Annotated in this window: 23 protein-coding genes and 1 pseudogene; 7 read left to right on the forward strand and 17 right to left on the reverse strand. The window is 70.3% G+C overall.

The features are described from left to right. Positions 1–29 precede the first annotated feature (29 nt). The 4 genes and pseudogenes from BLW84_RS16985 to BLW84_RS16995 all read right to left on the reverse strand — a co-directional run. On the reverse strand, positions 30–1,322 hold the full coding sequence (locus tag BLW84_RS16985; protein ID WP_245761201.1) for an MDR family MFS transporter: 1,293 nt from the start codon (positions 1,320–1,322) through the stop codon (positions 30–32). After that, positions 1,319–2,455 (reverse strand): PLP-dependent cysteine synthase family protein, encoded by a 1,137-nt coding sequence (locus BLW84_RS16990; RefSeq protein ID WP_093266454.1) that lies wholly within the window; start codon positions 2,453–2,455, stop codon positions 1,319–1,321. The genes BLW84_RS16985 and BLW84_RS16990 overlap by 4 nt, the downstream gene beginning before the upstream one ends. 131 nt (positions 2,456–2,586) lie before the next feature. After that, complete coding sequence (locus BLW84_RS47500) at positions 2,587–2,997, reverse strand: hypothetical protein (protein ID WP_177226510.1); 411 nt, start codon at positions 2,995–2,997, stop codon at positions 2,587–2,589. Between the two features lie 284 nt (positions 2,998–3,281). Further along, positions 3,282–3,603 (reverse strand): annotated as a pseudogene (locus BLW84_RS16995) (cytochrome ubiquinol oxidase subunit I); the annotation flags it as partial. A 531-nt stretch (positions 3,604–4,134) separates the two neighbouring features. On the opposite strand from BLW84_RS16995, the gene BLW84_RS17000 reads away from it, so the two are divergent. The 3 genes from BLW84_RS17000 to BLW84_RS17010 all read left to right on the forward strand — a co-directional run bounded on the left by BLW84_RS17000 (position 4,135) and on the right by BLW84_RS17010 (position 6,579). Then, on the forward strand, positions 4,135–5,064 hold the full coding sequence (locus BLW84_RS17000) for a C40 family peptidase (RefSeq protein ID WP_245761202.1): 930 nt from the start codon (positions 4,135–4,137) through the stop codon (positions 5,062–5,064). Between the two features lie 73 nt (positions 5,065–5,137). Then, entirely contained in the window at positions 5,138–5,905 is a 768-nt protein-coding gene (locus BLW84_RS17005; RefSeq protein ID WP_093266458.1) for a thioredoxin-like domain-containing protein, read from the forward strand. A gap of 5 nt (positions 5,906–5,910) precedes the next feature. Then, positions 5,911–6,579, forward strand: coding sequence for a DUF305 domain-containing protein (locus BLW84_RS17010; RefSeq protein ID WP_093266630.1), 669 nt, complete (start codon positions 5,911–5,913; stop codon positions 6,577–6,579). A gap of 57 nt (positions 6,580–6,636) precedes the next feature. On the opposite strand, the gene BLW84_RS17015 is transcribed toward BLW84_RS17010, so the two are convergent. Next, positions 6,637–7,002 carry a BlaI/MecI/CopY family transcriptional regulator gene (locus BLW84_RS17015; protein WP_093266459.1) on the reverse strand — a complete coding sequence of 122 codons (366 nt, stop codon included), beginning with the start codon at positions 7,000–7,002 and terminating at the stop codon, positions 6,637–6,639. Positions 7,003–7,169: 167 nt separating this feature from the next. Here BLW84_RS17015 and BLW84_RS17020 point away from each other — a divergent pair, with 167 nt between their 5' ends. Then, positions 7,170–7,847: a DsbA family protein gene (locus BLW84_RS17020; RefSeq protein ID WP_093266461.1), complete on the forward strand. Its 678-nt coding sequence runs from the start codon at positions 7,170–7,172 to the stop codon at positions 7,845–7,847. A gap of 158 nt (positions 7,848–8,005) precedes the next feature. Here the strand turns inward: BLW84_RS17020 and BLW84_RS17025 are convergent, their stop codons facing one another. Beyond that, the gene (locus tag BLW84_RS17025) at positions 8,006–9,472 is read right to left on the reverse strand and encodes a dihydrolipoyl dehydrogenase family protein (RefSeq protein ID WP_093266462.1); all 1,467 of its coding nucleotides are present in this window, start codon (positions 9,470–9,472) and stop codon (positions 8,006–8,008) included. A 384-nt stretch (positions 9,473–9,856) separates the two neighbouring features. Between BLW84_RS17025 and BLW84_RS17030 the strand changes: the two genes are divergently transcribed. Beyond that, positions 9,857–11,044: an MFS transporter gene (locus tag BLW84_RS17030; RefSeq protein WP_342743155.1), complete on the forward strand. Its 1,188-nt coding sequence runs from the start codon at positions 9,857–9,859 to the stop codon at positions 11,042–11,044. Positions 11,045–11,128: 84 nt separating this feature from the next. Here BLW84_RS17030 and BLW84_RS17035 read toward each other — a convergent pair whose 3' ends face one another. From BLW84_RS17035 to BLW84_RS17045, 3 genes are all read right to left on the reverse strand, one after another. Next, positions 11,129–13,450: a heavy metal translocating P-type ATPase gene (locus tag BLW84_RS17035; protein ID WP_093266464.1), complete on the reverse strand. Its 2,322-nt coding sequence runs from the start codon at positions 13,448–13,450 to the stop codon at positions 11,129–11,131. Between the two features lie 32 nt (positions 13,451–13,482). Beyond that, positions 13,483–14,433 (reverse strand): hypothetical protein, encoded by a 951-nt coding sequence (locus BLW84_RS17040; protein WP_093266466.1) that lies wholly within the window; start codon positions 14,431–14,433, stop codon positions 13,483–13,485. 71 nt (positions 14,434–14,504) lie between these two features. After that, the gene (locus BLW84_RS17045; RefSeq protein WP_093266467.1) at positions 14,505–14,714 is read right to left on the reverse strand and encodes a heavy-metal-associated domain-containing protein; all 210 of its coding nucleotides are present in this window, start codon (positions 14,712–14,714) and stop codon (positions 14,505–14,507) included. A gap of 268 nt (positions 14,715–14,982) precedes the next feature. On the opposite strand from BLW84_RS17045, the gene BLW84_RS17050 reads away from it, so the two are divergent. Then, positions 14,983–15,612, forward strand: coding sequence for a class I SAM-dependent methyltransferase (locus BLW84_RS17050; RefSeq protein ID WP_093266469.1), 630 nt, complete (start codon positions 14,983–14,985; stop codon positions 15,610–15,612). 336 nt (positions 15,613–15,948) lie between these two features. Here the strand turns inward: BLW84_RS17050 and BLW84_RS17055 are convergent, their stop codons facing one another. The 4 genes from BLW84_RS17055 to BLW84_RS17070 all read right to left on the reverse strand — a co-directional run bounded on the left by BLW84_RS17055 (position 15,949) and on the right by BLW84_RS17070 (position 19,105). Continuing rightward, positions 15,949–16,731, reverse strand: coding sequence for a sulfite exporter TauE/SafE family protein (locus tag BLW84_RS17055; RefSeq protein ID WP_093266470.1), 783 nt, complete (start codon positions 16,729–16,731; stop codon positions 15,949–15,951). Between the two features lie 4 nt (positions 16,732–16,735). Then, complete coding sequence (locus BLW84_RS17060) at positions 16,736–17,326, reverse strand: rhodanese-like domain-containing protein (protein ID WP_218157351.1); 591 nt, start codon at positions 17,324–17,326, stop codon at positions 16,736–16,738. A gap of 26 nt (positions 17,327–17,352) precedes the next feature. Next, positions 17,353–18,762, reverse strand: a complete 1,410-nt coding sequence (locus tag BLW84_RS17065) for an MBL fold metallo-hydrolase (RefSeq protein WP_245761203.1) — start codon at positions 18,760–18,762, stop codon at positions 17,353–17,355. Positions 18,763–18,835: 73 nt separating this feature from the next. Beyond that, positions 18,836–19,105: a metal-sensitive transcriptional regulator gene (locus BLW84_RS17070; RefSeq protein ID WP_093266475.1), complete on the reverse strand. Its 270-nt coding sequence runs from the start codon at positions 19,103–19,105 to the stop codon at positions 18,836–18,838. Positions 19,106–19,287: 182 nt separating this feature from the next. Here BLW84_RS17070 and BLW84_RS17075 point away from each other — a divergent pair, with 182 nt between their 5' ends. Beyond that, complete coding sequence (locus tag BLW84_RS17075) at positions 19,288–20,841, forward strand: multicopper oxidase family protein (RefSeq protein WP_093266477.1); 1,554 nt, start codon at positions 19,288–19,290, stop codon at positions 20,839–20,841. Positions 20,842–20,867: 26 nt separating this feature from the next. Here the strand turns inward: BLW84_RS17075 and BLW84_RS17080 are convergent, their stop codons facing one another. From BLW84_RS17080 to BLW84_RS17095, 4 genes are all read right to left on the reverse strand, one after another. Then, a complete protein-coding gene (locus tag BLW84_RS17080; RefSeq protein ID WP_093266478.1) occupies positions 20,868–21,839 on the reverse strand; it encodes a M56 family metallopeptidase in 972 nt (323 codons plus the stop codon). After that, positions 21,836–22,195 (reverse strand): BlaI/MecI/CopY family transcriptional regulator, encoded by a 360-nt coding sequence (locus BLW84_RS17085; RefSeq protein ID WP_093266480.1) that lies wholly within the window; start codon positions 22,193–22,195, stop codon positions 21,836–21,838. The genes BLW84_RS17080 and BLW84_RS17085 overlap by 4 nt, the downstream gene beginning before the upstream one ends. 102 nt (positions 22,196–22,297) lie before the next feature. Then, positions 22,298–24,670: a heavy metal translocating P-type ATPase gene (locus BLW84_RS17090; protein WP_245761204.1), complete on the reverse strand. Its 2,373-nt coding sequence runs from the start codon at positions 24,668–24,670 to the stop codon at positions 22,298–22,300. 293 nt (positions 24,671–24,963) lie between these two features. Continuing rightward, a complete protein-coding gene (locus tag BLW84_RS17095) occupies positions 24,964–26,253 on the reverse strand; it encodes an acyltransferase family protein (RefSeq protein WP_281247413.1) in 1,290 nt (429 codons plus the stop codon). Positions 26,254–26,374: the final 121 nt, after the last annotated feature.

Genomic DNA, 26,374 nt, shown 5'->3' on the forward strand with positions numbered 1-26,374 from the left:
GTCGACCAGCAGCGACCGGTGTTGCCCGGTCAGCTCTGCGCGGGTTGCGGGACCGCGCTCAGGCGGCTGGTCCGTTCGAGAGTGCTGATTCCGGCGGCGCAACACAGGCCGATGACCGCCATGCCCAGCCAGGGCAGCATCGCGAACCCGGAGGATCGGGCGATGTCCAGCGCACTGCCGGTCAGGAGATTGCCGGCCATGATGCCCACGCCGCAGACCGTGTTGTAGAGCCCGTAGTAGGTCGCGACGAGCCGGTTGCCCGCCAGCGTCACGATCGTCTCCATCTCGAAGGGGAACACGATCACCTGGCCGAGCGCGAGGAGCGCCGCCGACAGCAGTAGCGGGATCGCGCGTACAAGGATTTCCGCCGGGGAAAGGCTTTCCGCCGCGCTAGGCGAGCCTGCGGTGATCAGAGGCGGGAGGAACGCCGCGCTCATCAACAGCAGGCCGACCATGAGGCACCGGCCGGGTTCCCAGCGCCGCTTGCACCACGCGGTGATCCGCACTTGCCCGGCGATCGCCAGGATTCCCGACACCGCGAAGAGCGCTGCCACGGTTGCCGTCCCGGGCAGGCCTTCCCCCGCCAGCCGCCGCGCCTCCAGGGGCAAGGCCAGGTAGACCTGGAACGACAGCACGTAGCTGCCGATCATCGCGACGGAGAACATGACGAACGACCCGTTGGAGAATGCCGTTCGCCAGTCCGTGAGGACCGATTGCTTGGTATCCGCAGCCGAGTCCGTTCGCTGCGCCTTGCGCTGTGGCAGGGCACGGGCTTGCAGGATCGTCAGGGCCGCGAAGACCGCTGCGGAGACGAAGCAGGTGAGCTGGAACGCCACGCCGGTCAGCACCATCCCCACCAGCGGCCCCAACAGGATGCCTGCCTGGTAGAAGACGTTGAACAGCGCGAACGCCTCGACTCGTCGGTCACCGGCATCGTGCGAGAGGTAAGCGCGCACGGCCGGGTTGAACAAGGCTCCGGCGAAGCCGGTCGCAGCGGAAGCGAGTACCAGCGCCGGGACCGAGTCCACGACGCCCAGCAGCGCGAATCCCGCCGTCCGCAGCAGGCAGCCGGCGATGATGAGCGGCTTGTAGCCCAGGCGGTCGGCGAGGGTGCCGCCGATCAGGAACATGCCCTGCTGCGAGAAGTTGCGGACCCCGAGGATGAGCCCCACCAGCCAGGTCGCCAGGCCCAGCCCGTCGGACAGGTGCGCGGCCAGGTAGGGGATGAGCATGTAGAAGCCGAGGTTGATGGTGAACTGGTTGATGACGAGCAGCTGGACCGGCCGGCTGAAGGACCGGAACTGGCGGACCGTCCGGATCAACGCCCACCTCCGACGGGTGCGCCTCCGGTCGGGTTCGAGACGTGCTCGCACCGCGTCCACCGGGTCACTTCGCGTTGTCCCGGGTGCTCGATCAAGTCCGGATCTTCGGGCGGAGTCGTCCCGAGAAGACCGTGCCGAGCGCAGTATTCGTCGCTGTACACGGTGTCGAAGTATCGCTGTGGTCCATCCGGGAAGACCGCCGCGATGCGGGTGTCCGGTCCCGCCGCGCGGGCGACCCAGCCGGCGACGAGCGCCACCGCGCCGACGCTCCAGCCGCCGCTGGCGTAGGTGGCGGCCGCGAGCTTTCGGGCCGACCACACGGCTTCGGTCGGGCCGACCCAGTGCACCTCGTCGAACGAGTCGTAGTCGATGTTCCGCGGGTAGATGCTCGAACCGAGGCCGCGCATGAGGCGCTGGCGCGCAGGTTGTCCGAAGATCGTCGAGCCGATGGTGTCGACGCCCACGACGCGCAGCTCGGGGAAGAACGTCCGCAACACCCGGCTGACGCCCGCCGAATGACCACCGGTTCCGACGGAGCACACCAGGACGTCGAGCCTGCGGAGCTGGGTCACCAGTTCCAGCGCCAGCGACGCGTATCCGTCCACGTTGTCGGGGTTGTTGTACTGATCTGGGCAGAACGAGCCGGGATTCTCCGCGAGGAGCTCGGCAACGCGATCGCGGCGCGCCTGCTGCCAGCCACCGGTGGGGTGCGGTTCGTCCACCACGTCGACGCGGGCCCCGTAGGCCCGCAGCATCCGGTGCATGATCGGCTCCATGCCCGGATCGGTCACCAGGGTGACCGGATGCTCGTACCTGATGCCGGCCAACGCCAGGCCCAGGCCCAGGGTGCCGCTGGTCGACTCGACGATCGCGCCGCCGGGCGCCAGCTCACCGCGCTGGCGGGCCCGTTCGACCATGTGCAGTGCGGGCCGGTCTTTCATGCCGCCCGGGTTGTGGCATTCCAGTTTCGCCCAGAAACCGCAGCCCGCTCGGTTGAACGGCCGGTCGATCCACAGCACAGGAGTGTTCCCGACCGTCGTGTCGATGGTGTTCGATGTGCCGGGAGCAGCGGAATTCCTCGCCAGTTGGGCGAGAGCGACATCGGTTCGCGCGGGTGGGAGCAGGGTATCCATTCGTGTCCCTCGGATCGCTGCGCGTACATGCGCAGGGCAGGAAGGCGTGCCGGACCGGCGTGACCGGAGGATCCCCGGTCGCGCTGAGAAAAGGCACGGTGAACGTGATCAGCGTGGAAGGCGAGCGCTGATCATGTTCGCGAGGTGCACGAGGAAGCGAGGATCTGACGCCCGCTCGGCGGCAGTGCCGGGTGCGAGGAACTCGTGAGCGAAACCCACCCGCGATCACTGCGGAGGAAGGACGGCCACGCCACCGGGTCCGTCGTCGCTGCGACGAGAGCCGGGACCGGCGAGATGTCCCGCGCGGAAAGCCCGCAATGCAAGTCGGCCGGGCCATGCTTCTCGGTGCCGTCGTCGCCCGGGGACTGGTCGCAGTCCTGGCTCGGGAGGCTCGAAGCGTTGGCGCCCGCGTGGATGCCGGCCGGGTGCGCTGGGGCGAGTCCGACCACCACGTGCGTGGCGAGGAACGCCGTCAACGCGAAAAGCACGATGCACAACCAAGCGTCGCCGATGTGGCGGACCGTGAACGGTTGGGTTCGCACAGTGACAACTGTAGCGCGTGCTGTCGGGCGCTGCTCGGCGGGGTTGGTCTTGGCGATGGCATGCCGATGACGTGTTCTTTCTTGCGTGGCAACGCGATCGGGTGACTGCCGGAATATGTCTATAGTGGATACTCGGAGATGATTAGGTGGAAGCTCGTGGTCGGTGGATCGGCCTCGGGCGCCCCGTCGTCGGTCGAGGAAAGTCCGGGAAATGTGAGCGAGAACTCGGCCTCCGAGGTGAGGCCGAGGTCTCGTTTGCAGGTGGGGTCCGGGCGAGCGGATTCCTATGCCTGCTCCGACCGTTCCGCTCCTCGTATGGCTTTGTCGTCGCCGTGGGCGAGGGTTTTGCCGGTGAGGCTGAGATGGGGCCTCCAGCCGCATGCGTTCGGCGATGTGCGGGTAGTGCAGCTCGAAGGTCGGGCGCTCGGAGCGGATGCGGGGTAGCTCGGTGAAGTTGTGCCGCGGCGGTGGGCAGGAGGTCGCCCATTACAGGGAGTTGCCGTAGCCCGACGGGTCGTCGACCGTGACGACCTCGCCGTAGCGGTAGCTCTCGAACGCGTTGTAGAGGAACGGCAGCATCGAGGCGCCCAGGATGAAGGCGCCGATCTGCTTGTGGTCCGTGGTGCGGAACGCTCTCGCCAGGAACGACCCCTCGACCGTCGTGCGTTTCGGGCGGGGCCGCGTAGCGACCGGCTGCGGCGCAACTGTCGTCAATCATGCCTCCTGAGCGTGAACCCCACCGCGTGAGCGGCCGAGCAGTGCCTCCGGTATCCGGGGCGTCGCACACCGGAGCTCCTGCAGGGCCACTATAGATCGTCTACTAGGTGAGCTAGTAGATTAGGTACTAGCGTGAGTAGTAGACAAGTGTTCGGTCGTCGAGTAGGTTTCGCTCCCGGGTCGCGGGGAGCCCACATCGACGACACCAGTGCAGGCTCTCCGGGCGGCTGAGGCCATGTGTCCGACCGACCGCCGGCGAGAGCTCGTAGAGACGAAGGAGAGCGGTCCAGCGTGGCTTTGCGCCAGTTGAAGCGTTCGATGCGGAGTGCGGTCTCGGCCTCCGCGGTGGCCGTGGCGGCAGTGTCGGTGGCCTTGCCCGCGGTTGCGCAGCCGTCGGATCCGGGAAGCGGTTCCGCCGAGATGAGGCGTTACAAGCAGCTGAGCGAAGACGCGAGCAAGGCGAACGAGGACGTCCTCGTCGCTCAGGACGAACTCGACAGGAAGCGGGCCGAACTCGACGCCGCGAAGGCGCAAGTGGCCGCGGCCAGGAGCGTCGAGCAGCAGAGCCGGGCGGATGAAACGCGCTTGCAGGGCCGGGTCGACGAGCTCGCGGGCGCGGCATATCGCGGTTCGCGGCTCAACGGGCTCTCGGCCTTGCTCGCCAGCGAGAATCCCGACGCGTTCCTCGACCGCGCCACCGCCCTCGAGGTGATGGCCGCGGACAACGGCGAAGTCCTGAGCAGCTACGCTCGCGCCTCCGCTAGCGCCGCTGAGGCTCGTGGCACTGCCGAGTCGGCCGAGCTGCGAGCGCAGGAGGCCGCCGATGCGGCGGCCAGGCTCCTGGAGGACGTGCGAAACCGGAAGCGAGACCTGGACAAGCAGGTCGGCGACCTGCGCGAGGCGATGAACGAGCTGAGCTCCGAGGAGAAGGCCGGCCTGAAGGGACCGGTCGACTCCGGCAGCTACCTCGGGCCGCCCGGTGCGGCGAACACCGCCCTGCAGGCGGCCCTGTCGAAACGAGGTTCCGAGTACGTCTGGGGCTCCAAGGGGCCCGGCACGTTCGACTGCTCCGGCCTGACCTACTGGGCGTACAAGCAGGCCGGGATCACCATTCCGGGCAACAGCCGGGCCCAGTGGGGTGTGGGGCGGCCGGTCTCGAAGGACCAGCTGCAGCCGGGAGACCTGATCTTCTTCGACGACGGCAGCGGCAGTCCCTCGAAGATTCACCACGTCGGCATGTACGTCGGCGGCGGGAAGATGATCGACGCCCCCACCGAAGGCCAGCTGGTGGACGTGCGGTCGGCCAAGGGCGACGGCCACTACATCGGCGCTCGGCGCATCGTCGGGTGAGCTGCAGCCCCGTTCCCAGGTGGCCGAAAACCACTGTCGAAGCTGGTAAATGACGGACTCGAGGCGGTCGAGAATGATGAGTGGGAAGCAGCCCGGGAAGAACAGCGTCGCCGCGGTGCGGCGCAATTCCGTCTCCTGGGTCATGGTCGCGGCGGTGGCGGTTGTCGTCGTCTTCGCCGGCTCCATCTTCGGGTACGTCTACGTGCAGCACTCGGCCAAGGCGGAGCGCGAGGCCGCCGTCGCCGAGTGGACGCCGTCGGAGACGAACCGGGACCCGGCGCGGAAGATTCCCGGTGTCGTGGCCCAGGATTACGAGGCGGGGAAGCACGTGACGCCGGCTCAGCGCGTCAACTACGACGCCAGCCCGCCTTACGGAGGTCCGCACGACGGGGCCTGGGCGTCGTGCAACGGCGTGGTCTACGAAAGCCCGGTCCGGACGGAGAACTTCATCCACTCCCTCGAACACGGTGCGGTGTGGATCACCTACAACCCGGAAGGCGTTGATGGCGCGGGTGTTGCCGCCCTCCGGGAGAAGGTCCAAGGGCAGCAGTACCTGACGATGTCGCCGTACCCGGGACTGGACAAGCCGATCTCGCTGCAGTCGTGGGGGCGTCAGCTCAAGGTCGAGCGCGCCGACGACCCGCGCGTCGACCAGTTCATCCGGGCCACCCGCACCAACCAGTACACCCACCCCGAGGTCGGGGCGTCCTGCGACGCCCTCGGCGCCGGCCAGTTCGACCCCGACGCGCCGCCGCCCTTCGACCCGAATCCGCCGGGCGCCGACGCCGTGCCCATGGCGGCCGGGAACGGGACCGGTGCGGGGCAAGGGAACTGGATGTGAGCGCGATGACCGGGGAACACGGCATATCCCGCCCGCTGAAGCTCGTCCTCGCCGCCGGGGTTCTGCTGGCGGTCGGGCTGCTGATCGCCGCGGGGGCGCTGTTCGTCGCGACACCGGATCGCGGGGAGGCGAAGGCCGCCGAATCGGTGGACGTGGGCTTCGCGCAGGACATGAGCGCGCACCACCTCCAGGGCGTCCAGATGGCGAACATCGCGCGCGAACGCAGCGTGGATCCGACGATCAGGCAATTGGCCTTCGACATCGAGACATCGCAACTGGAGCAGGCCGGACGCATGAAGGGCTGGCTCGGCCTGTGGAACCAGCCCGAATCGCCGCTCGGCGGGTACATGACCTGGATGCGTCAGATGCCGTCGCACGACCGGCACGGGCAGGGATCCCAGGCGACCGCGGCGATGCCGGGGATGGCTTCGGCGGAGGAACTGGCGAAGCTGCGCGGTCTGGCGGGAGCCGAGTTAGACACGTTCTTCCTCCAGCTCATGGTGCGGCACCACCAGGGCGGGGCGCCCATGATGAGCGAGGCGGCGGAGCGCGCGGAGCTGCCCCAGGTGCGCAACCTCGCTCAGCAGATGCTGAACGCGCAAGGCGCGGAGATCGAAGTCATGAAGCAGCTGCTCGCCGAGCGCGGTGCGCAACCGCTCCCGGCGCCCAGCTGACCGGCGAACTCGGGCAACGTGCTCCGGCGAACACCGCCTCGTCCCAACGGGTTTCGTTCACTTCTTGGGGCGAGGTCTCCGTCGCAACCCCCCGGCGCAGTCTTCCGACTGCTCGTCGGAGGCGGACTGGGTGAAGTGCAGGAGAACCGCTCCCAGATCGGCGCTGGGCTCGAGCATTTCCCGCAGCAGGCGCGCCGCCGCCTCGTCCCGATTCTCGAGCGGCGTGTAGAGGTAGGCCCTGCTGCGGAGTTCCCGGTCGACCCAACCTTTGCGAAAGAGGTTGTCGAGGACCGTCATCACGGTCGGGTAGGCGAGTTCCCGCGTCTCGTTGATCTCCGCCAGCACCGCGAGGACCGACATCGGTTCATCGGATCGCCACGGCACGTCCATCACGGAGTCTTCGAGCTCGCCCAGACCGCGCATGTCCCCTCCGATCGTTCGCAGCCGAGGATACGACTCCGGCGCCTCGACCCGGTGCACCACCAGTCCAAAACTGGACTACTATTCTATCTAGTAGATAGCCGGGACGGAATCACCTTCCTGGAGTCGACTTTCGTCGTGTCGAGGACTTGTGGGATGGATGTGAGCACGTGACGGCGAACATGAAACTCACGGCGGTGGTCGTGGCGGCGTCCGCGGTCGTGGTGACGATGCTGCTGATCGTCATGCGCCCGAGCAATCCGTCGGGGCAGGTCGCCGAGCAGGCGTCGTCGACTCCGGTGCCTGCGGAGATCCTGGTTCGTCCGAACAGCCACAAGCTGACCGCCGGACCCGGCGATCGGGTGACCGTCGTCGAGTTCCTCGACCTCGAATGCGAGGCGTGCCGGGCCGCGTACCCTGCGGTGGAGACGCTTCGCCAGGAGTACTCGGGCCGAGTCACCTTCGTCATGCGCTACTTCCCGATTCCCAGCCACCGCAACGCCGATCTCGCCGCGCGATCGGTCGAAGCCGCGGGCCGGCAGGGGAAGCTCGAGGCGATGTACCGGAAGATGTACGAGACGCAGGCGCAATGGGGCGACCAGCAGGTGGACCACCGCCCGACGTTCGTCGGATTCGCGCGCGAGCTCGGCCTCGACGTCGCGGCGTTCGAAGCCGAGCTCGACTCCCCGGCGACGGCCGAACGCGTCCAAGCCGACTTCCAGGACGGCCTCAGCATCGGCGTCCAGGGCACCCCTACCTTCTACGTCAACGGGATCCAGTTGCCGAGGATGCCGACGTACGAGGCGCTCAGAACCGCCATCGAGCTGGAGCTCGCCGCCCCGCGCTGACCGCAGGGGCGTTCCGGATTGGTGCGCGGTCACGAGTGGGACACGGCTGCCAAGGATGCGGGATGGCGGTTTCGCGCGAAACCGGCGTTTCGCGTGGGCGGGATGGCGGTTTCGCGCGAAACCGCCACCGGCGTCGGGCTCTTGGCGGGTGGGGGCCGTCAGCCCTGGTAGGCCTCCAGGAACCGAAGCCACACCTCGCTGATCGTCGGGTACGACGGCACGGCGTGCCAGAGGCGGCCGACCGGGACCTGGCCGGCGACGGCGATGGTGGCCGAGTGGATGAGTTCGCCGACGCCGGGCCCGACGAAGGTGACGCCGAGGAGGATTTCGCCGTCGAGGTCGACGACCATGCGAGCGCGGCCGTGGTAGCCGTCGGCGTACAGGCCCGCGCCGGCGACCGAGGAGAACTCGACGTCGACGGCGCGGACGCGGTGCCCGGCCTGCTGGGCCTCGGTGAACGTGAGGCCGACGGCCGCGGCCTCCGGGTCGGTGAAGACGACCTGCGGGACGGCGGCGTGGTCGGCGGTCGCGGCGTGCGCGCCCCAGGGGGCCGGTTCGATCAGGGGCGTGCCCTGGGCTCGGGCGGCGATGGCGGCGCCCGCGATCCGGGCCTGGTACTTGCCCTGGTGGGTGAGCAGCGCGCGGTGGTTGACGTCGCCGACGGCGTAAAGCCAGTCGGTGCCGGTGACGAGGAGGCTGTCGTCCACGGACAGCCAGGATCCCGGCTCCACGCCTACCGTTTCCAGGCCGATGTCGTCGGTGCGCGGAGCGCGTCCGGTGGCGAAGAGGATCTCGTCGGCCTCGACGCGGTCTCCGGCGTCGGTGGTCGCGACGACCGTGCCGTTCTCGCGCACCACGGAGGCGATGGAGGTGCCGGTGCGAATCTCCACGCCTGCCTCGGAAAGTGCCTCGGCGACGAGCTCGCCGGCGAAGGATTCCATGCGGGGCAGCAGGCCCTTGCCGCGCACCAGGACGGTGACCTGCGAGCCGAGTGCTTGCCAGGCCGTGGCCATCTCGGTGGCGACCACGCCGCCGCCGACCACGATCAGGCGGCCGGGAACGGTTGGGGAGCTGGTGGCTTCGCGGCTGGTCCAGGGGCGTACGTCGGCGAGCCCGGGCAGGTCGGGCAGCTGGGCGCGGCTGCCGGTGCAGACGGCGACGGCGTGCCGGGCGATGAGGGTGTGCTGCTCGCCGTCCGGGCCGGTCACGGTCACCGTGCGGGGTCCGGAGAAGCGGCCTTGGCCGCGGTAGATGTCGGCGCCGATGTTCTCCAGCCACCCGACCTGGCCGTCGTCCTTCCAGTGGGAGGTGTAGTAGTCCCGGTGGGCGAGGACCGCGGCGGCATCGAGATCGCCGCTGACCAGTTGGCGCAGTCCGGGCACCCGGCGGGCGTCGGCTCGGGCGATGACCGGGCGCAGCAGTGCCTTGCTGGGCATGCAGGCCCAGTACGAGCATTCGCCGCCGATCAGCTCGCTCTCGATGATCGCGGTGGAGAGGCCGGCCGCTCGGGTGCGGTCGGCGACGTTCTCGCCCACGGGCCCGGCGCCGAGCACCACGACGTCGTACTCGGTGGAATCCGCCTTCGCCGACGTGTCGGCTTGGTGAGTGGCGGCGGTGCTGCTCATGCGTGATTCCTTCTTCCGATAGTGGCGGGCGAGACGTGCCTCGGCGTGCGACGCCTCGCGAGCGCAGCCTTCGCAGGACGCTATCGCAGGCTCCGCGTAGGGCAACGCCAACGGCTTTGACGTGTCCGTCTCGCCGGGTGCGGTGTGGCAAGGCACAACTTCGTGATCGTCTGGCTGGCGGCCGGGACTGCCGCAGCCGGACCGGCGGGCTCGCGGTGATCTCTTCCGCTGAGCGAGGTGGCGCCCACGTGTGCTCGCAGGCGTCACGATGACGCATGTAACACGTGATACGTTTATCCGCGTGACGAACACTCCGCCGAGTGCTTCGAGTAGTGCACGGCCGCCGGTCTTCGCTGCGCCGCACTCGACCGACGAGGACGCATCGTGACCCACCAGCCCATTTCCCCGGCCGCCCTGAGCCGGGTGATGTGGCCGCTTTACGCGGCCGGCTTCACCACCGCCTTCGGCGCGCACGGCATCGCCGCGAACCTGGGCGGATTCTCCGCGGACGCCGTCACTTCCCTGATCGTCCTGGGCGGGCTGCTCGCCCTCTACGACGGCGCCGAGGTGGTGCTCAAGCCGGTCTTCGGCTCGCTGGCCGACCGGGTCGGCGGCAAGCCGGTCCTCCTCGGCGGCCTGATCGCGTTCGCCGCGGCCTCCGCGCTGTACGTGATCGCGGACAGTCCCGGCTGGTTGTGGGCCGCCCGCCTCGGCCAGGGCGCCGCTGCCTCCGCGTTCTCGCCCTCCGCCTCCGCCATGGTCGCCCGCCTCAACCCGGCCGCCAAGCGAGGCCGCGCGTTCGGCAGCTACGGCTTCTACAAGTCCATCGGTTACACACTCGGCCCGCTGCTCGGTGGCGTCCTCGTCTGGGGTGGCGGCCTGCGGCTGCTCTTCTTTGTGATGGCTCTGTGCGCGGCGGCCGTCGCGCTGTGGGCAGCGTTCGTGGTGCCTGCCGTGCCCCCGCTGCCCCGCAAGCGGCAGACGGTTGCCGACCTCGCGCGGCGCCTGGCGGACCGTTCCTTCCTCGCTCCCACCGCCGCCCTGGCCGCTGCGACCGCCGCGCTCTCCGTCGGCGTCGGTTTCCTGCCCGTCTCCGGCGCTGCGGCCGGGCTCGGCACCATCGCGACGGGCGCCGCCGTCTCCGTCCTGGCCGCAACGGCCGCCGTGGTCCAGCCCAAGGCAGGCCGCGCCTTGGACGACGGACGCCTGACCACGCGCACCGGGTTGATCGCCGGACTGCTCGCCACCGCGGTCGGCCTCGCCGCTGCGGTGCTGCCCGGCCTGATCGGCGTGCTGGCCGCCGCCGCCCTCATCGGCGCCGGCACCGGGCTGATCACCCCGCTCGGCTTCGCCGCCCTGGCCGCCTCGACTCCCGAGGAGCGCATGGGCCAGACCATGGGCTCCGCCGAACTCGGCCGCGAGCTCGGCGACGCCGGCGGCCCTCTCCTCGTGGCCGGCGTGGCGACGTTCGCCACCCTCGCCTACGGCTACGCGGCCCTCGCGATCTTGCTGGCGGCAGGCGCGCTGCTCGCCCTGCTCAACGGCCGCCGAATGGCACACGCGCCGAGCTGAAGCCCTGCGGGTGCAGGTCTCATCAACGGCGAAAAGCCGAACGGGCCACCACGTCCTGCGTGGCGGCCCGTTCGGTTCGGGCGGTCAGTTGTGCGCGGTCACCGGTTCCCGTCGGTCGATGACCAGGGCGGGTTCGCCCGGGTCTCCCGCGGTGCTGCGGAAGCCGCGCAGCCGCAGGCTGTTGCTGACCACGAACACCGAGCTGAACGCCATTGCCGCCCCGGCGATCATCGGGTTGAGCAGTCCCGCCGCGGCCAGCGGGAGGGCCGCGACGTTGTAGGCGAAGGCCCAGAACAGGTTGCCCCTGATGGTGCGCAGGGTGCGGCGGGACAGCCGGATGGCGTCGACGGCGGCGCGGAGGTCGCCGCGGACCAGGGTCAGGTCGCTGGCCTCGATGGCGACGTCGGTGCCGGTGCCCATGGCCAGGCCGAGGTCGGCCTGGGCGAGCGCGGCGGCGTCGTTGACGCCGTCGCCGACCATCGCCACGACCTTGCCCTCGCCCTGCAGGCGCGTGACCACGTCGACCTTGTCCTTCGGCAGCACCTCGGCGATGACCTCGTCGATGCCGACCTGCTTGGCCACGGACTTCGCGACGGCCTCGTTGTCGCCGGTGAGCAGCACCGGGGTGAGGCCGAGCTCCCGCAGCTGCGCGATGGCCTGCGCCGAGGTGGGCTTGACGGTGTCGGCGACGACCAGCACCGCCCGAGCCTGCCCGTCCCAGGCGACCGCCACCGCGGTGCGGCCTTCTGCTTCCGCGGCGGCCTTCGCCGCGGCGAGCTCCGCGGTCAGCGGCTGGCTCCACTCCGCCAGCAGCGCCGAGCGGCCGACCAGCACGGCGCGTCCGTCGACGATGCCCTGCACGCCCAGGCCTGCCACGTTGGTGAAGCCCTCCACCGCGGGCAGCTCGCCCACCGCCTGCTCCGCGCCGCGTGCGATGGCGCGGGCGATGGGGTGTTCGGAGGCGTTCTCCAGCGCCCCGGCGATCCGCAGGACCTCGTCGCGGTCGGTGCCGGCGGCGAGGTGGACGTCGACGAGTTCCATCTGGCCGGTGGTGACGGTGCCGGTCTTGTCCAGGACGACCGTGTCGATGCGCCGGGTGGACTCCAGCACTTCCGGGCCCTTGATCAGGATGCCGAGCTGCGCGCCGCGACCCGTGCCGACCAGCAGCGCGGTCGGGGTGGCCAGGCCCAGGGCGCACGGGCAGGCGATGATCAGCACCGCGACGGCGGCGGTGAACGCTGCCGCCAGTCCAGCGCCCGAGCCCAGCCAGAACGCCAGCGTGCCCACCGACAGCGCGATCACGATCGGCACGAACACGGCCGAGATCCGGTCCGCGAGCCGCTGCACGGCGGCCTTGCCGGTCTGCGCGTCCTCGACCAGCTTGGCCATCTGGGCGAGCTGGGTGTCCGAACCGACCCGGGTCGCCCGCACCACCAGCCGGCCGCCGGCGTTGACGGTGGCACCGACGACGTTGTCGCCGGGACCGACCTCGACCGGGACGGATTCGCCGGTGAGCATGCTGGCGTCGACCGCCGAGTTGCCCTCTTCGATCACGCCGTCGGTGGCGATCTTCTCGCCCGGCCGGACGACGAACCGGTCTCCGGCGGCGAGTTCGGCGGTGGGGATGCGGACCTCGCGGCCGTCGCGGAGCACCGCGACGTCCTTCGCGCCGAGCTCCAGCAACGCCCGCAACGCCGCACCCGCACGTCGCTTCGACCGGGCTTCGAAGTAGCGCCCGGCCAGGATGAACGTCGTCACCCCTGCCGCGACCTCCAGGTAGATCGAGCCCGCGCCATCGGTGCGCTGGATGGTCAGCTCGAAGGGGTGCGTCATGCCGGGCGTGCCCGCGGTGCCGAACAGCAGCGCGTACAGGGACCACAGGAACGCCGCGATGGTGCCCATGGACACCAGGGTGTCCATCGTGGCCGCGCCGTGGCGCAGGTTCGTCCACGCCGCCTTGTGGAACGGCCAGGCGCCCCACACCAGCACCGGTGCGGCCAGCGTCAGCGAGATCCACTGCCAGTAGGTGAACTGCAGGGCCGGGACCATCGCCAGCGCGATCACGGGCACGGACAGCACGACCGATGTGATCAGCCGCTGCCGCAGGGTTCGGGTCGAGTCGGCTTCCTCGTCGTCCTGCTCGGCCGCCGGGCCGCCGTCCTGTTCGGTCCTGGGCAGGGTCGCGCCGTATCCCGCGGCCTCGACCTCCGCGATGAGCTGTTGCGGGTCGATGCCTTCCGGGGCGCTGACCTTCGCCTTTTCGGTGGCGTAGTTGACGGTCGCCGAGACGCCGTCGAGCTTGTTCAGCTTGCGCTCGATGCGCGCCGCGCAAGAGGCGCACGTCATGCCGGAGATCGAGAGTTCGAGTTCGCTGGTGGTGTGCGGGGTTCGTTCCATGGCGGTCATGCCGATTTCTCCTTGCTGCTCAAGCTCTTCGGTCAGCCGGCGTGACCGGCGTGGCCGTCACCGCGCCGGGTTTCCGGGGTGGCGTCGCCCGCGGTGTCCACGGTGAACTCCGCGGTGCGCACGACGCCGTCGTGCTGGAAGTCCAGGAACAGCCGGTAGGTACCGGAGGTGGGGACTTCCGCGACGAAGTCGATCTCCGGGCCGGGTGCCGTCCTGCCGTCGCCGGGCGCTCCGTCGGGGTGCACGTGCAGGTAGGCCAGGTCGCCTTCGCGCAGCGCCACCAGGTGTCCGTAGGCGGAGAGGTAGGGCTGCAGGTCGGTGACGGGTCGGCCGTCCTTGGTGACCGCGAGCCGGACGGGGGAGGCCTGGCCGGGAACGAGTTCGCCGTCCAGCCGGACCCGGTAGCCGTCGACCTCCGCGACTCGGGAAGGAGCGAAGTCGCGCGGTGCGAAGGCCCCGCCGGCGGCGATGTCGGTGCCCAGGGTGGCCGCCTCGGCGCCGGTCGCGGTGAAGTCGGCGAAGACCCGGTAGCTGCCGGCCTCGGGCAGGTTCAGCGGAACGGTCCAGGTGCCGTCCGCCGTCATCTCCGGGTGCAGGTGCTGGAATCCCGCGGTGTCACGGCGCACCACGATGAGGTGCATCCGCTTGTCGTGCTCGACGTCGAACCCGGTGACCGCGTTGCCGTCCGGGCCGAGGATGCGGAAGGAGAAGGGCTCGGTGGTGCCGGTGGCCTGCGTCGTGTCGGTGGGCGCGAGGGTGTAGCCGCCCCTGGACGACGCCAGTCCGTCGGGCAGGTCGGTCTCCGCGACGGTGCCGCCGTGGGCGTCCCCGTGTCCGGCGACCTCACCGCCGGGCATGTCGCCGTGACCGCTCGCGGCGGACGTGGTGGCGAAGGGACCGACGGCGGTACCGGCCGCCCAGGCGCCACCGGCGACCAGGGCGAGCACCGCACCGTAGGCGGAGAGCTTGCCTGCTGTGTTCATGACGATTCCTCACTGTGCTGCTGGCCGGGCCGGGAGCCCGGGCGGATTCCCGGCCCGATCGGGAGTGGCGGTCAGCTGGGGGCCAGTTCGTAGCCGGCCTCTTCGACGGCGGCCCGCACATCGGCGACGCTGACCGCGTCGGCGCTGGTCACGGTGACGGTGCCGGTGGGCAGGTCGACGGCCACGCCGGAGACGCCGCCGATCTTGCCGACCTCCTCGGTCACCGCCTGCACGCAGTGCCCGCAGGTCATGCCGACGACGGTGTAGGTGGACTCGGCCATCAGGAGCTCCTCGGTGTCATGTCGTCCGGTTCGCCGCTTCTACCCCTAGGGGGTATCGGCGACATCCAGATTTATACCCCCTGAGGGTATGCGAGTCAAGCTTGTGGAGGCTGCCTGGTCGGACGGGTTGCTCGCCGGTTGATCCGGCCGGTGAGCTCCGCGCGGCGTCTACTAAGGTTCGTAGTAGATGATGTTCGGGAGGGGCGAGTTCGTAGTAGCTTGGCCGTGTCGGTGCAGTGCTCGCGTGTGACAGGGGACGGAGTCTGTGATGTCGGACAGGGCGAACCTCGACCGGCTGCGGCGCTATTGGGATCGGCACTCCGGCGGATACGACCGCCAGATGGGTTTCATGGACCGGAAGTTCTTCGGTGACACGAGGCAGTGGCTGTGCGGGCAAGCCGAAGGCGAGGTCCTCGAAGTCGCCATCGGTACCGGGCTGAACCTCGCCTCGTACTCCGACGACGTGCGCCTCACCGGGGTCGATCTGAGTCCGGGCATGCTCGACCACGCGCGCCGTCGTGCGGAAGAGGCGGGCCGCCAGGTTGCGCTGAGCATCGGCGATGCCCAGCGGCTTGAGTTCCTGGACGCCTCGTTCGACACCGTGGTCTGCACCTTTTCCCTGTGCGCGATTCCAGACGATCGGGTGGCGGTCGGCGAGATGAAGCGCGTTCTGCGGCCGGGTGGGCGGTTGCTCCTGGCCGACCACGTGGTGAGCACGTCGTGGCCGGTTCGGGTCGTGCAGCGGCTGCTGGAAGTCGTCACGATCCCGTTGGGTGGCGAGAACTTCCGGCGTCGCCCCATCAAGCACGTGCGGGCCGCCGGGTTCGGCATCGAGCAGCACGATCGTTTCAAGCTGGGGATCGTCGAGAGACTTGTCGCCCGCAAGCCGACGGTCTGACCAGTGCGCTCCCGCGCTGGGGAGCACAGCGCGGGATCTTGAATATACGCTAGGGGGGTAGCGTAAACAAAGCCGCGAGCCGGAAGCCGGGCGGCTCGACATCACCTACCACCGGCAGGGCCACCTCATCGGCGCGCTGGTGGGCAACCGCATGAGTCGACTCGCGGCCTACCGAGCCCGGCTCGCCGGGGAACTCGCGGTTTCGGGAAGAGTCCGGTGCAGCCACTCGGTGACTTGCCGTGCATTTGGAATGCTCGGCAAGTCACCATTCGTGACTGGCGCGCGGAAATTGTTCCTCGCGTCGCCGCTCCATGGCGGCCCGGGCCTCCCCGCCAGTCAGCCCACAGTGGACAGACCGAGTGCGGACGAGATGCCCACGCCCAGTGCTACGGCCAGCACGACGCAGGCGAACGCGCGGCGGACGGCGATTGCCGGGAGGCGAGCCGCGAACCTGCCCGCGGCCACTGACACGAGCATCGCCGTACCGGCGAACGCGATCAGCACGCCCACATCGAGGCCGCCCGCAGTGCCGAGGTGCGCGAACAGCCCGCTGCTCGCGTTGATCAGCACCACCACCAGGGAGGTGGCCACGGCCTGCGGCGCGGCCAGGCCGAGCAGCATGGACAGCGCCGGGACGACGACGAAGCCGCCGCCGACCCCGAACAGCCCGGTGAGCACGCCGACGCCGGCTCCGGCCGCTGCCGACCTCGGCAGGCAGCGGCGATGATCGATACCGCCGTCCGGCATCCGGCATGCGCCGGTGTGCTCGTCGTTGCCGGTGAACATGCGCACGGCCACGACGACCATGAGCGCCGCGAAGGCCAGCAGCAGCCAGCGCTGCGGGAACTCCCGGCCGAGCGCAGTGCCGGCGAAGGTCCCCGGCAGGCCGGCGGCGCCGAACACCAGCGCCACCGGCCACTGCACCGCACGCAGCCGGGCCCGGGACGACAGCCCGCCGATGGACGACGCGGCCACCACCACCAACGCGGTCGGGATCGCGGTGCTCAGCGGCTGCCCGACGCCGTAGACGAGCGCCGGGACCGCCAGGATGGAACCACCGGCGCCGAGCATGCCTACCGAAAGGCCGATCACGGCGCCGAAAACCGCGGCCAGCAGCATCGCTTCAGCGGGCCGGCGCGTCGTCCGCGGTCAGCGCCGCGAGCAGCGTCGGCGCGTCCTGCGCCGGAGTCCGGTTATACGGCAGCAGCGAGAGCGCCCGCGCCATCGCGCAGGTGTTGCTCAGCGCGGAGAACGTGAGTCCGCCACCAATCAATCCGGCCAGCCACTTCATCTTCGGTGCGACGACGCTGGCCAGGACGCCGGTCAGCACCAGCGATCCGGCGACCAGCCGCACCTGGCGTTCCATCGCCCACTTGCCGGTTCCGCGCACGACCGGCGCGCCCTGCTGGTCCCACGCGTTGATGCCGCCCGCGAGGACGGTCAGCCGACCCAGTCCGGCGGCGGCGAGCAGGGTGCTGGCGTCCTCGGCCCGGACGCCGGAGCCGCACACCAGCACCACCGGGTCGTCGTGCTTGGCGGCCAGCTCGGCCTTCCGCTCCCGCAGCAGGTCGAGCGGCACGTTGTAGGAGCCGGGGATGTGCGTGGCGGCGAACTCACCGGGCGTGCGCACGTCGATCAGCCGGGTCCGGGGCTCGCTTTCGAGCAGCGCGCGAGTACGAGAAACGTCCACAGTGGACGATAATGGGCCGGTCATGGTCCTCCTTCTGCTGAGATGTGTACTCATGCCGCGGTGGCCAGCGGAACCCCGGCCGGGCCCGCGGCGGCGAACGCGTCGTCGACGACGACGGCGGTGCGCCCGGCGGATTCCAGCAGCGACGCCGCGGCGGTTGCCCGGTACCCGCTGCCGCAATGCACCCACACCGATCCGGCCGGGATCTCCGGCAGCCGGTCCGCCAGCTCGTAGAGCGGGATGTGCACGGCGCCTTCGACGTGCGAAGCGCGCCATTCGTTGTTGGTCCGGACGTCCAGCACGACCTCGGCGCTCGGAAGCTCGCCGGGTGCGCCGGCCAACGCGGTGGCCAGTTCGGCGAACGTGGCGGTCGGGGTGCTCACCAGCTGGGACTCGTCGGCGGCCAGCTCCGCGGGCTGCCCGGTCGCGGCGGCGGCGAAGTGGTCGATGCCGATGCGGGCGAGCTCCCGCTGCGCGTCGGCGACCTGCTCGCTCGACTCGCCGACCAGCGTGATCGGTGCGCCCCAGTCGATCATCCAGCCCAGCCAGGTGGCCATCGGCCCGTCCAGGCCGAGGCTGATCGTGCCCGCCAGGTGCGTGTCGACGTAGGCCTTGCGGGACCGCAGGTCGATGACCCATTCACCGCGCCGCAAGCGTTCGGCGAGGTCCGCGGGCGTCGCCCTGGCGGGTGCGCGCAGGTCCAGCGGCTCGGGACCGGCGATGTTTCGGGCCCCCATGTGCGCGTAGTAGGCGGGGTAGGCGTCCAAGCCGGCCAAGGTGGTGTCGACGAAGTCCTGCTCGGCCAGCGACAACGCCGGGTTGGCCGAACGCTGCTCGCCGATCGTCGACGAGTCGCCGCTGGCCTGGGTCGCCGAGCAGAAGCTGCCGAAGCCGTGCGTGGGCCAGATCTGGGTGCCCTCCGGCAGCAGGTCGGCGAGCTTCCGGGCCGACCTGTGCTGGTGCCGCGCCAGTTCTTCGCTGTGCTGCTCGCCGAGCAGATCGGTGCGCCCGGTCGTGCCGTAGAGCAGGGATCCGCCGGTGAACACGCCGACCGGTGCGCCGTCGCCCTCCAGCACGTACGAGAGGTGGTGGAAGGTGTGCCCGGGCGTGGCCACGACGCCCACCCGGAAGCCGTCGGCGACGTCGAGCAGGTCGCCGTCGCGCAGCGGGCGGTGGGTGAACGGCGCGTCGTCGGCCGCGGCGATGCCGTACTCGGCTCCCGTCAGCCGGGCGAGCTCCAGGCCGCCGGAGACGTAGTCGTTGTGGACGTGGGTTTCCAGGACCAGCACGATCCGCGTGCCCAGCCGGCCGGCGAGGGCGATGATGCGGTCCACGTCGCGCTGGGGGTCGATCACCACCGCGCGCCGCCCGTCGGTGGCCAGGTAGCTGCGGTCTCCCAGCGACGAGGTCTCGACGACCTCGACGCGGAGTCCCGCGAGCCGTGAGGGCACTGCAGTCACTTCGATTCACCTCCGATACCCCGGGGGGTATTGTTCGGGTGCGCCTGTGCGCTGGGCGAGGTCGCGTCGGGGGTCAGGCGAGGGCGAGGAAGAGCCGTTCGAGCTCCTGCTCGGTCATCGGGGGCTCGTCCCCATTGTCCCGCGCCTGCTGGCAGTACCGCATGCCGCTGGCCACGATCTTGAAGCCGGCGCGGTCCAGGGCACGGGAAACGGCGGCCAGCTGGGTCAGCACCGCCGCGCAGTCGTCGCCTTCTTCGATCGCCTCGATGACGCCGGCCAGCTGGCCCTGCGCGCGCCGAAGGCGGACCAGGGCATCGCCCAGGAGTTCGGGTTTCATCTGCATGTCTCTCTCCTCCCGCGCTTACCATACCCCTGGGGGTACCTGATTCAAGAGGGTGTGACGGGATGCACGGTCGCCGCCGGCTCCGGCCGCTCGGCGTCCGGATCTTGATCTGGCCGGCTCCTGCGAATCGGTATGTACTATCTAACTTAGTAGATACCTGCTCGTGGTTCCGGAAGGTCGCAATGCGCATCGATGATGATGGTGGTGGTGTTGGTGGGGATTCGTCCGACGGCGTGCTTCGCCGCCGTGCCTTGAGCAGGCGGGGTTTTCTGGGGCTGGGGGCCGGGCTTGCCGCCGTCGGCGCGGCGCAGGCCTGCTCAAGCCCCGCTGCCCCGGCACCGGTCTCGCCGACGGGGCCGCAGGTGCTGGAATCCGAGCGCGCGCGTCGCGCCGCGAATGCGCGGATCGTGAACGTCGACCTGCGCGCGCGACCGACCACTGTGGATCTCGGCGGGCCCCAGGTGACCACCTGGGCCTTCGACGATCGGCTCCCCGGCCGGGAGATTCGGCTCCGCCGCGGCGAAGTGCTCCGGGCGAGCCTGGCCAACGAGCTCCCGCAGGACACCTCCGTCCACTGGCACGGCATTGCGATGCGCAACGACATGGACGGCGTGCCGGGCGTGACCCAGGAGGCCGTGAAGTCCGGTGCGAAGTTCGACTACGAGTTCACCTTGCCGGATCCGGGCACCTACTTCTTCCACCCGCACGTCGGCGTGCAGCTCGACCGCGGGCTCTACGCGCCGCTGATCGTCGAGGACCCCGACGAGCCCGGGCGGTACGACGCCGAGGCGGTCGTCGTCCTCGACGACTGGCTGGACGGCGTTGCCGGAGACCCCGACACGAAGCTCGCCGAGCTGAAGAGCGAGGGCATGCAGATGGGCGGCATGGACCACGGCGGGATGCCGGGCATGGGCGACGGAAGCGCGGGCCCGCTGGGGTCGGACACCGGCGATGTGGACTACCCGCACTACCTGATCAACGGGCGGGTGCCGACCGCGCCGAACACGATCGAGGCTTGGCCCGGTCAGCGGCTGCGGTTGCGCATCATCAACGCGGCGTCGGACACCGCGTTCCGCGTGGCGCTCGGCGGCCACCGGATGGTGATCACCCACACCGACGGGTTCCCGGTGCAGCCGGTGGAGACCGACTCCCTGCTGATCGGCATGGGCGAGCGCTACGACGCCGTGGTCACCGCGGGCGATGGTGTCTTTCCGCTCGTGGCGTCCGCGGAAGGCAAGCAGGGGCAGGGGTTAGCACTGGTCCGCACGGGATCCGGGGCGCCCCCGGCACCCGATGCGCGTCCGGCGGAGCTGGACGGTCGGCTCCTCACCGCAGGGGCTCTCGCCGCTGCGGAGCCGGTCCGGCTACCGGCGCGAGGACCGGACCGCACGCACACGCTGGAGCTCGGGATGGACATGTCGGTCCCGTACCGGTGGACCATCAACGGCAAGACCTTCGAAGAGCGCCGACCACTTCCGGTCGGGCAAGGCGAGCGGGTCCGGCTGCGCTTCGTGAACAGGACGATGATGTTCCACCCGATGCACCTGCACGGGCACACCTTCCAAGTGGTGGCCGGGCGGGGTGCCGGGCCGCGGAAGGACACCTCGATCGTGCTCCCGATGGAGACGTTGGAGGTGGACTTCCAGGCGGACAACCCCGGCCAGTGGATGATCCACTGCCACAACGTCTACCACGGCGAAGCCGGCATGATGACGACGATTTCCTACCAGGCCTGAGAAAACGCGGGCTCCGCCGAAGCGGCTCACATCTCGAACAGGATGGGGCAGGTGATCATCGCGAGGCTGGCGAGGATGCCCAGACCCGCGAGCGCCGGGAGGAGCGCAGCGGTCAGCCCCGCCACGCCGGAGGCCAGTGCGCGCCTGACTCGTGGTGCGCAGGGCCCCAGGAATTCGAGGTGGTGCAAGCGGAGGGCGACGGCGCTGTCGGCCATGCCCAGGGCGTGCTGGGGAGTGGCCGGACCGCCGTGGCAACCCGACATGATCAGCAGGGCCGAGTGCACGGAGCCGGCACCGTGCAGACGTGCCGCAGCGCGGTCGGCGGCCAGCTCGACGGCCGTGCGCACCAGAGCGGGGGAGTGGCGCAGCAGCGGAATCCACGGTGCCGAACGAGCGAGGGCTTCGGCCAGGCCGACCAGCATGTGGTGGCGCCCGTGGAGGTGGGCGCGCTCGTGTTCGATGACCGCGGCGGCGTCTCCCGCGCAGAGCTCTTCCCGGACGCCGTCGGTGGCGACTACGAACGCCGGCGTTCCAGCGACGCTGTAGGCCAGCGGTTTCGGGTGCGGCAGCCACATGGTGGGGAAGGGGCCGGCCTCGGGCCGCGCGGCGACTCGCAGCAGTTCGAGCTGCCGCCGGTGCGCCCGGCGTTGCCGCCGAACGTGGCGCATCAGCCGGACGCTGACGAGCAGCAGAAGACTGGTGAGACCGAACAGGAGCAGCAGCGCCGTCACCGCGTGGAACCGCGGGACCGCGCCGTGCTGCACGGCGGTCACGCAGTGGTGGACCAGCTGCATGAGCAGGGACGTGGGCCCGTGGGCGGGCAGCAGGACCACGACCAGGGCGGCCACGACCGTGAGGAACGTCGTCGCCACCAGCGCCACCCAGGTCGCCAGCACGACCTGCGGATCGATTCGCCGCGCCATCATCCGGTCCAGCAGGCCGGGGGAGTAGCCGGCGACGATGCCCACGCCCAGGAGCAGGGCGAACGCGAGGATCACCGGCGGGACCGCCGCCGCAGGCCCCGCCGCAGAACGGCCGTCTCGTCTTCGGACGCGGACTGGGCGAAGTGCAGCAGGACGGCCTCCGGGTCACCGCTGGATTCGAGCAGCTCGCGCATCGCCCGGGCGGCTGCCGCTTCGCGGGCTTCGGCCGGGACGTAGAGGTATGCGCGGTTGTGCAGCTCCCGCTCGACCCATCCCTTCTTGTGGAGGTTGTCGAGCACGGTCATGACCGTCGTGTAGGCGAGATCGCGCGTGTTGTTGAGCTCCGCGAGGACTTCGCGAACGGTCATCGGCTCCGTGGACTGCCACAGCACGTCCATCACGGCGCCTTCGAGCTCTCCCAGACCCTGCATGCCGAACCTCCCGCTCCTGCGGCCGAGGATACGGGCTCGCCCCGTGCGCACGGTGAACGCTCCCCGCGATCGGCCGGGTGTTCGTTCGACGTGCGTGCGCTGCTACTCCTCGCGGGGTTCGGCAGATCTGCGGACCTGCAGGCGCAGTCCTTTGAGCGCAAGGGCGTTGACGGCGACGATGATGCTGGAGCCCGACATCGACAGGGCGGCGATCTCGGGGCGGAGCACGAGCCCGAACGCGGGTTCGAAGACTCCTGCGGCGATGGGCAGCGCGATCGCGTTGTAGCCGATCGCCCAGCCGAGGTTCTGGCGCATCTTCCGCAGGGTGCCCCGGCCGATGCGCAGCGCGGTCGGGACGTCGAGGGGATCGGACCGCATCAGGACGACTTCGGCGGTCTCGATGGCCACATCGGTCCCCGCGCCGATGGCGATCCCGAGGTCGGCCTGGGCCAGCGCGGGCGCGTCGTTCACCCCGTCGCCGACCATGGCCACCCTGCGGCCGGTGCGCTGCAGCTCGGCGATCTTGGCCGCTTTGTCGCTCGGGAGCACGTCGGCGATGACGGTGTCGATGCTCAACCGGCCCGCGATCCGCTGCGCGGTCGCCAGGTTGTCCCCGGTGAGCATGACGACTTCGGCTCCCAGGGCGTGGAGCTCGGCGACGGCGGCCGCCGAGGTTTCGCGAGGCGCGTCGGCGATGCCGATCAGCCCGGCGGCGCGCCCGTCGACGGCGGCGATGACGACGGTGCGACCGGAACCGGCCAGTTCTTCGCGGCGTTCGGCCAGCATCCCCAGGTCGACGTCCTCGCGCCGGGCGAGGCGCTGGTTGCCGACCACCACGCGCCGGTTCGCCACCCGGGCGATGGCGCCGTGGCCGGGGACGTTCTCGAAACCCTCGGCGTGCAAGCGATCCAGGCCCCGTTGTTCCGCGTGGCAGACGATGGCGTCGGCGAGCGGATGCTCGGATTCGCGTTCCACCGCGGCGACCAGGCGCAGCAGTTCGTCCTGGGCGATGCCGTCGGTGATCACGTCGGTGACCTCGGGCTCGCCCCTGGTCAAGGTGCCGGTCTTGTCCAGCACCACGACCTCGATGCGGGCCGAGGTTTCGAGGGCGACCGCGTTCTTGAACAGGACGCCGCGCTCCGCGCCGAGGCCGGTGCCGACCATGATCGCGGTCGGGGTGGCCAGACCGAGCGCGTCGGGGCAGGTGATGACCACGACGGTGATGGCGAACAGGATCGCGACGCCGAACGCGCTTCCCACGAGCAGCCACGCGGCCAAGGTTGCAGCGCCGCCGAGCAGGGCGACGAACACCAGCCAGAACGCCGCCCGGTCGGCCAGTTTCTGCCCCGGCGCCTTGGAGTTCTGCGCCTCCTGGACCAGCTTCACGATCTGCGCCAGAGCGGTGTCGGCGCCGACCTTGGTGGCCCGCACCCGCAGGGTGCCGTTGATGTTGATCGTCGCCCCGATGACCTCGGCACCGGCGGACTTGTGCACGGGCAGGCTTTCTCCGGTGACCATCGACTCGTCGACCTCGCTGTCGCCGTCGACGACCACGCCGTCGACGGCGATCTTGGTGCCCGGGCGGACCAGCAGCAGGTCGTGCACCTCGATCTCGGCGGTCGGCACTTCAACGGGCGCCCCGTCCCGCAGGACCACGGCCCTGGGCGGGGCGAGGTCGAGCAGGGTCCGGATCGCGTCGTTTGCCCCGCCCCGGGCCCGCATCTCGAACCAGTGCCCGAGCAGCACGAACGCGGCGAGCACGGTGGCCGCCTCGTAGAAGACCTCGCCGCCGCCGGTGAGCGTGATCACCAGCGAGTACAGCCAGCCCGCCCCCACGGCGACCGCGACCAGCACCATCATGTCCAAGGTCCGGGCCCGCAGCGCCCGGACGGCGCCGTCGAAGAAGATCCAGCAGGAGTAGAAGATCACCGGCAGGCTCAGCAGCAACGCCCACACGTCCGGCCGCAGCCCGAACGGCGCGGGCAGGTGCAGCCCGAAGACCTCGGTCCCGATCGGCGACCAGATCACGATCGGGATCGAGAACAGCAGCGCCACCAGGAACCGGTTGCGCATGTCGGCGGCCATCTCCGCCATCGACATGCCCTCGTGTTCGATCGCTTCGTGCGGCGAGCGCGCCTCCGCGGGGGCTTCGGCGACCAGGACGGCGGTTCCCGCGGGTGCATCCTGACCGGGCGGGTCCGGTTCCTGCAGCGGGTCGCAGAGGTGCGACGGCACGGATTGGCCGGCGCAGTGGTAGCCGCAGTCCTGCACCCAACGGCGCAGGTCGCGCACATTCGTGCGGGACGGGTCGAAGACGACCGTCGCCGTCTGGGCCACCGGGTTGACCTCGACGCTGCGGACCTCGGGCCGCCGCCCCAGCAGGGCGGCGACGACGTTCTGCTCAGAGGCCCACAACAGCCCGCGCACGTCCAGCACGGCGGTGCTGGACTCCTTGTGTCCCTGCAGATGTGTCACCGCAATCCCCCTCCCGTGGGCCAGTGTCGGCCGCGTTCGCCGTCGTGTCCACGCGGGTGGAGAAGCCCGGCAGGGCTGGGAAGTTCTGCCCCGCGAAAACGCCTGAACGCCTGACGCGGCACTGCGCTGAAAAGACCGATCGGGTTCCGGGTTCGGGCCGGTTCCGCTGTTCGAGGGCGACGCTCTCGCGGCTTTCATGTCTCCGGGAGATCCCGTGCCGCGATTGGACAGTGCCGACTCGTCCGGCTGACAGAGTCCACAATGGACGTTGTCGGCGTCGGTCGGGCATGCGCTCACGCGTTCCCGGTGACCAGCGAACGCCTCGAGGAGTGCTGCAGGCGTAGCGCCAGCAGGAGCAGGAGCGCAGCGATCGTCGCCGAAACGGTGGTGAATCCCGCGACCAGCACCGTGACGATGGCCGCGATGGCGATGACCACACCGGCCCCGGCGAGTCTGGGCGTGCGACGAGGCGGCCCGGTGGTCCCGCGCTCGAATCGGCCCAGCCGGCCGGCGAGCGGGATGAGGACCAGCGCGATCCCGGCCAGCCACGCGCCCCGGGTCAGCCACCACGCGACGCCGAGCGGCTCCGGCCAGGGGAATCCCAGGATCAGCAGCACGGCGGCGAGCAGCACCACGGCGGGCATGTGCCAGAGGTAGATGGTCAGCGAATGCCTGCCGATCACGTCGACGGCGGCGCGCAGGCCCGGCCGGCCCATGAGGACCGCGAGGCGGGCGGTGACGAGCGACAACAGGCACACCTGGACGACGCCGAGCAGCACCAGGTTGATGGTCGGCGGGTTGAGGTTGGCCAGCATGTCGGCCGGGTAGGGGCCGGCGGTCGTGTTGGCCAGCAGCAACGCGAACGCGCCGAACGCCACGCCCAGCAGCTGGTTGTTGGACCGGAACCGGAACCAGCCGTCGGCGTACCAGAACCCGATCTGCTGGATGGCCAGCCAGACGAACGCGAGGTTGACGAACCCGATCGCCGGCGAAGCGTTGGCGATCGACAGCACGTCGACGCCGAGCGCGAACGAGACGAGCAACGCCAGCGTCGCCCGCGGCGCTCGCTCGTGCAGCCGGCACATCAGCGGAACCAGTGCGGACGTTCCCAGGTAGACGCCGATGAACCACATCGGCTGGCTCATCCGGAACCCGACCTGCGCGAGCAGGTCCGGCGAGACCCCGGCCGCGCTCGCCACCGCCAGCGCGCCCGCGATCGCCGCGAAGGCGACCAGTGCGGGCCGGGCGAGCCGGGTGAGGCGGGCCCGGGCGAAATCGGCCGGCGTCGCACCGGCGTCGCGCATTCGGCGCCACTGCGTGATGCCCGCGAATCCGCCGACGACGAAGAACAAGGGCATTACCTGGATGATCCAGGAGACCGGGGTGAACCACCGCTGGTTCTCCAGGGCATTCGTGATCTGAATGCCCGACGCGCCGACCTCGATGCCCGCCATCATGGCGTGCAGGACGACGACCACCACCAGGCAGGCGGATCTGACCAGGTCGAGAACTCGGTCGCGGGACGGTCCCGGACCGACGGGCGGTGCCGGTGCCGGTGCAATGGATGTGCGCGGAATGACCACTGTCGCTTCTCCCGTGAAAAAGTCCGGACGAATTCCGGACCGGAAAAAGCGTATGAATTCAGGGGTCCCGATCGCGTCCGTCTCGGGAGCGCATTCGGGACCCCTACCGCGGTAGGGGGTG

This window comes from Saccharopolyspora shandongensis, assembly GCF_900106995.1.
Taxonomy (GTDB): Bacteria; Actinomycetota; Actinomycetes; order Mycobacteriales; family Pseudonocardiaceae; genus Saccharopolyspora; species Saccharopolyspora shandongensis.

Excerpts from the sequence above, each read along its gene's own strand:
- BLW84_RS16990 (WP_093266454.1), bottom strand. The coding sequence starts at position 2,455 with ATGGATACCCTGCTCCCACCCGCGCGAACCGATGTCGCTCTCGCCCAA.
- BLW84_RS17000 (WP_245761202.1), top strand. The coding sequence starts at position 4,135 with ATGAGGCGTTACAAGCAGCTGAGCGAAGACGCGAGCAAGGCGAACGAG.
- BLW84_RS17005 (WP_093266458.1), top strand. The coding sequence starts at position 5,138 with ATGATGAGTGGGAAGCAGCCCGGGAAGAACAGCGTCGCCGCGGTGCGG.
- BLW84_RS17010 (WP_093266630.1), top strand. The coding sequence starts at position 5,911 with ATGACCGGGGAACACGGCATATCCCGCCCGCTGAAGCTCGTCCTCGCC.
- BLW84_RS17015 (WP_093266459.1), bottom strand. The coding sequence starts at position 7,002 with ATGCGCGGTCTGGGCGAGCTCGAAGACTCCGTGATGGACGTGCCGTGG.
- BLW84_RS17025 (WP_093266462.1), bottom strand. The coding sequence starts at position 9,472 with ATGAGCAGCACCGCCGCCACTCACCAAGCCGACACGTCGGCGAAGGCG.
- BLW84_RS17035 (WP_093266464.1), bottom strand. The coding sequence starts at position 13,450 with ATGACCGCCATGGAACGAACCCCGCACACCACCAGCGAACTCGAACTC.
- BLW84_RS17040 (WP_093266466.1), bottom strand. The coding sequence starts at position 14,433 with ATGAACACAGCAGGCAAGCTCTCCGCCTACGGTGCGGTGCTCGCCCTG.
- BLW84_RS17045 (WP_093266467.1), bottom strand. The coding sequence starts at position 14,714 with ATGGCCGAGTCCACCTACACCGTCGTCGGCATGACCTGCGGGCACTGC.
- BLW84_RS17050 (WP_093266469.1), top strand. The coding sequence starts at position 14,983 with ATGTCGGACAGGGCGAACCTCGACCGGCTGCGGCGCTATTGGGATCGG.
- BLW84_RS17055 (WP_093266470.1), bottom strand. The coding sequence starts at position 16,731 with ATGCTGCTGGCCGCGGTTTTCGGCGCCGTGATCGGCCTTTCGGTAGGC.
- BLW84_RS17060 (WP_218157351.1), bottom strand. The coding sequence starts at position 17,326 with ATGACCGGCCCATTATCGTCCACTGTGGACGTTTCTCGTACTCGCGCG.
- BLW84_RS17070 (WP_093266475.1), bottom strand. The coding sequence starts at position 19,105 with ATGCAGATGAAACCCGAACTCCTGGGCGATGCCCTGGTCCGCCTTCGG.
- BLW84_RS17075 (WP_093266477.1), top strand. The coding sequence starts at position 19,288 with ATGCGCATCGATGATGATGGTGGTGGTGTTGGTGGGGATTCGTCCGAC.
- BLW84_RS17085 (WP_093266480.1), bottom strand. The coding sequence starts at position 22,195 with ATGCAGGGTCTGGGAGAGCTCGAAGGCGCCGTGATGGACGTGCTGTGG.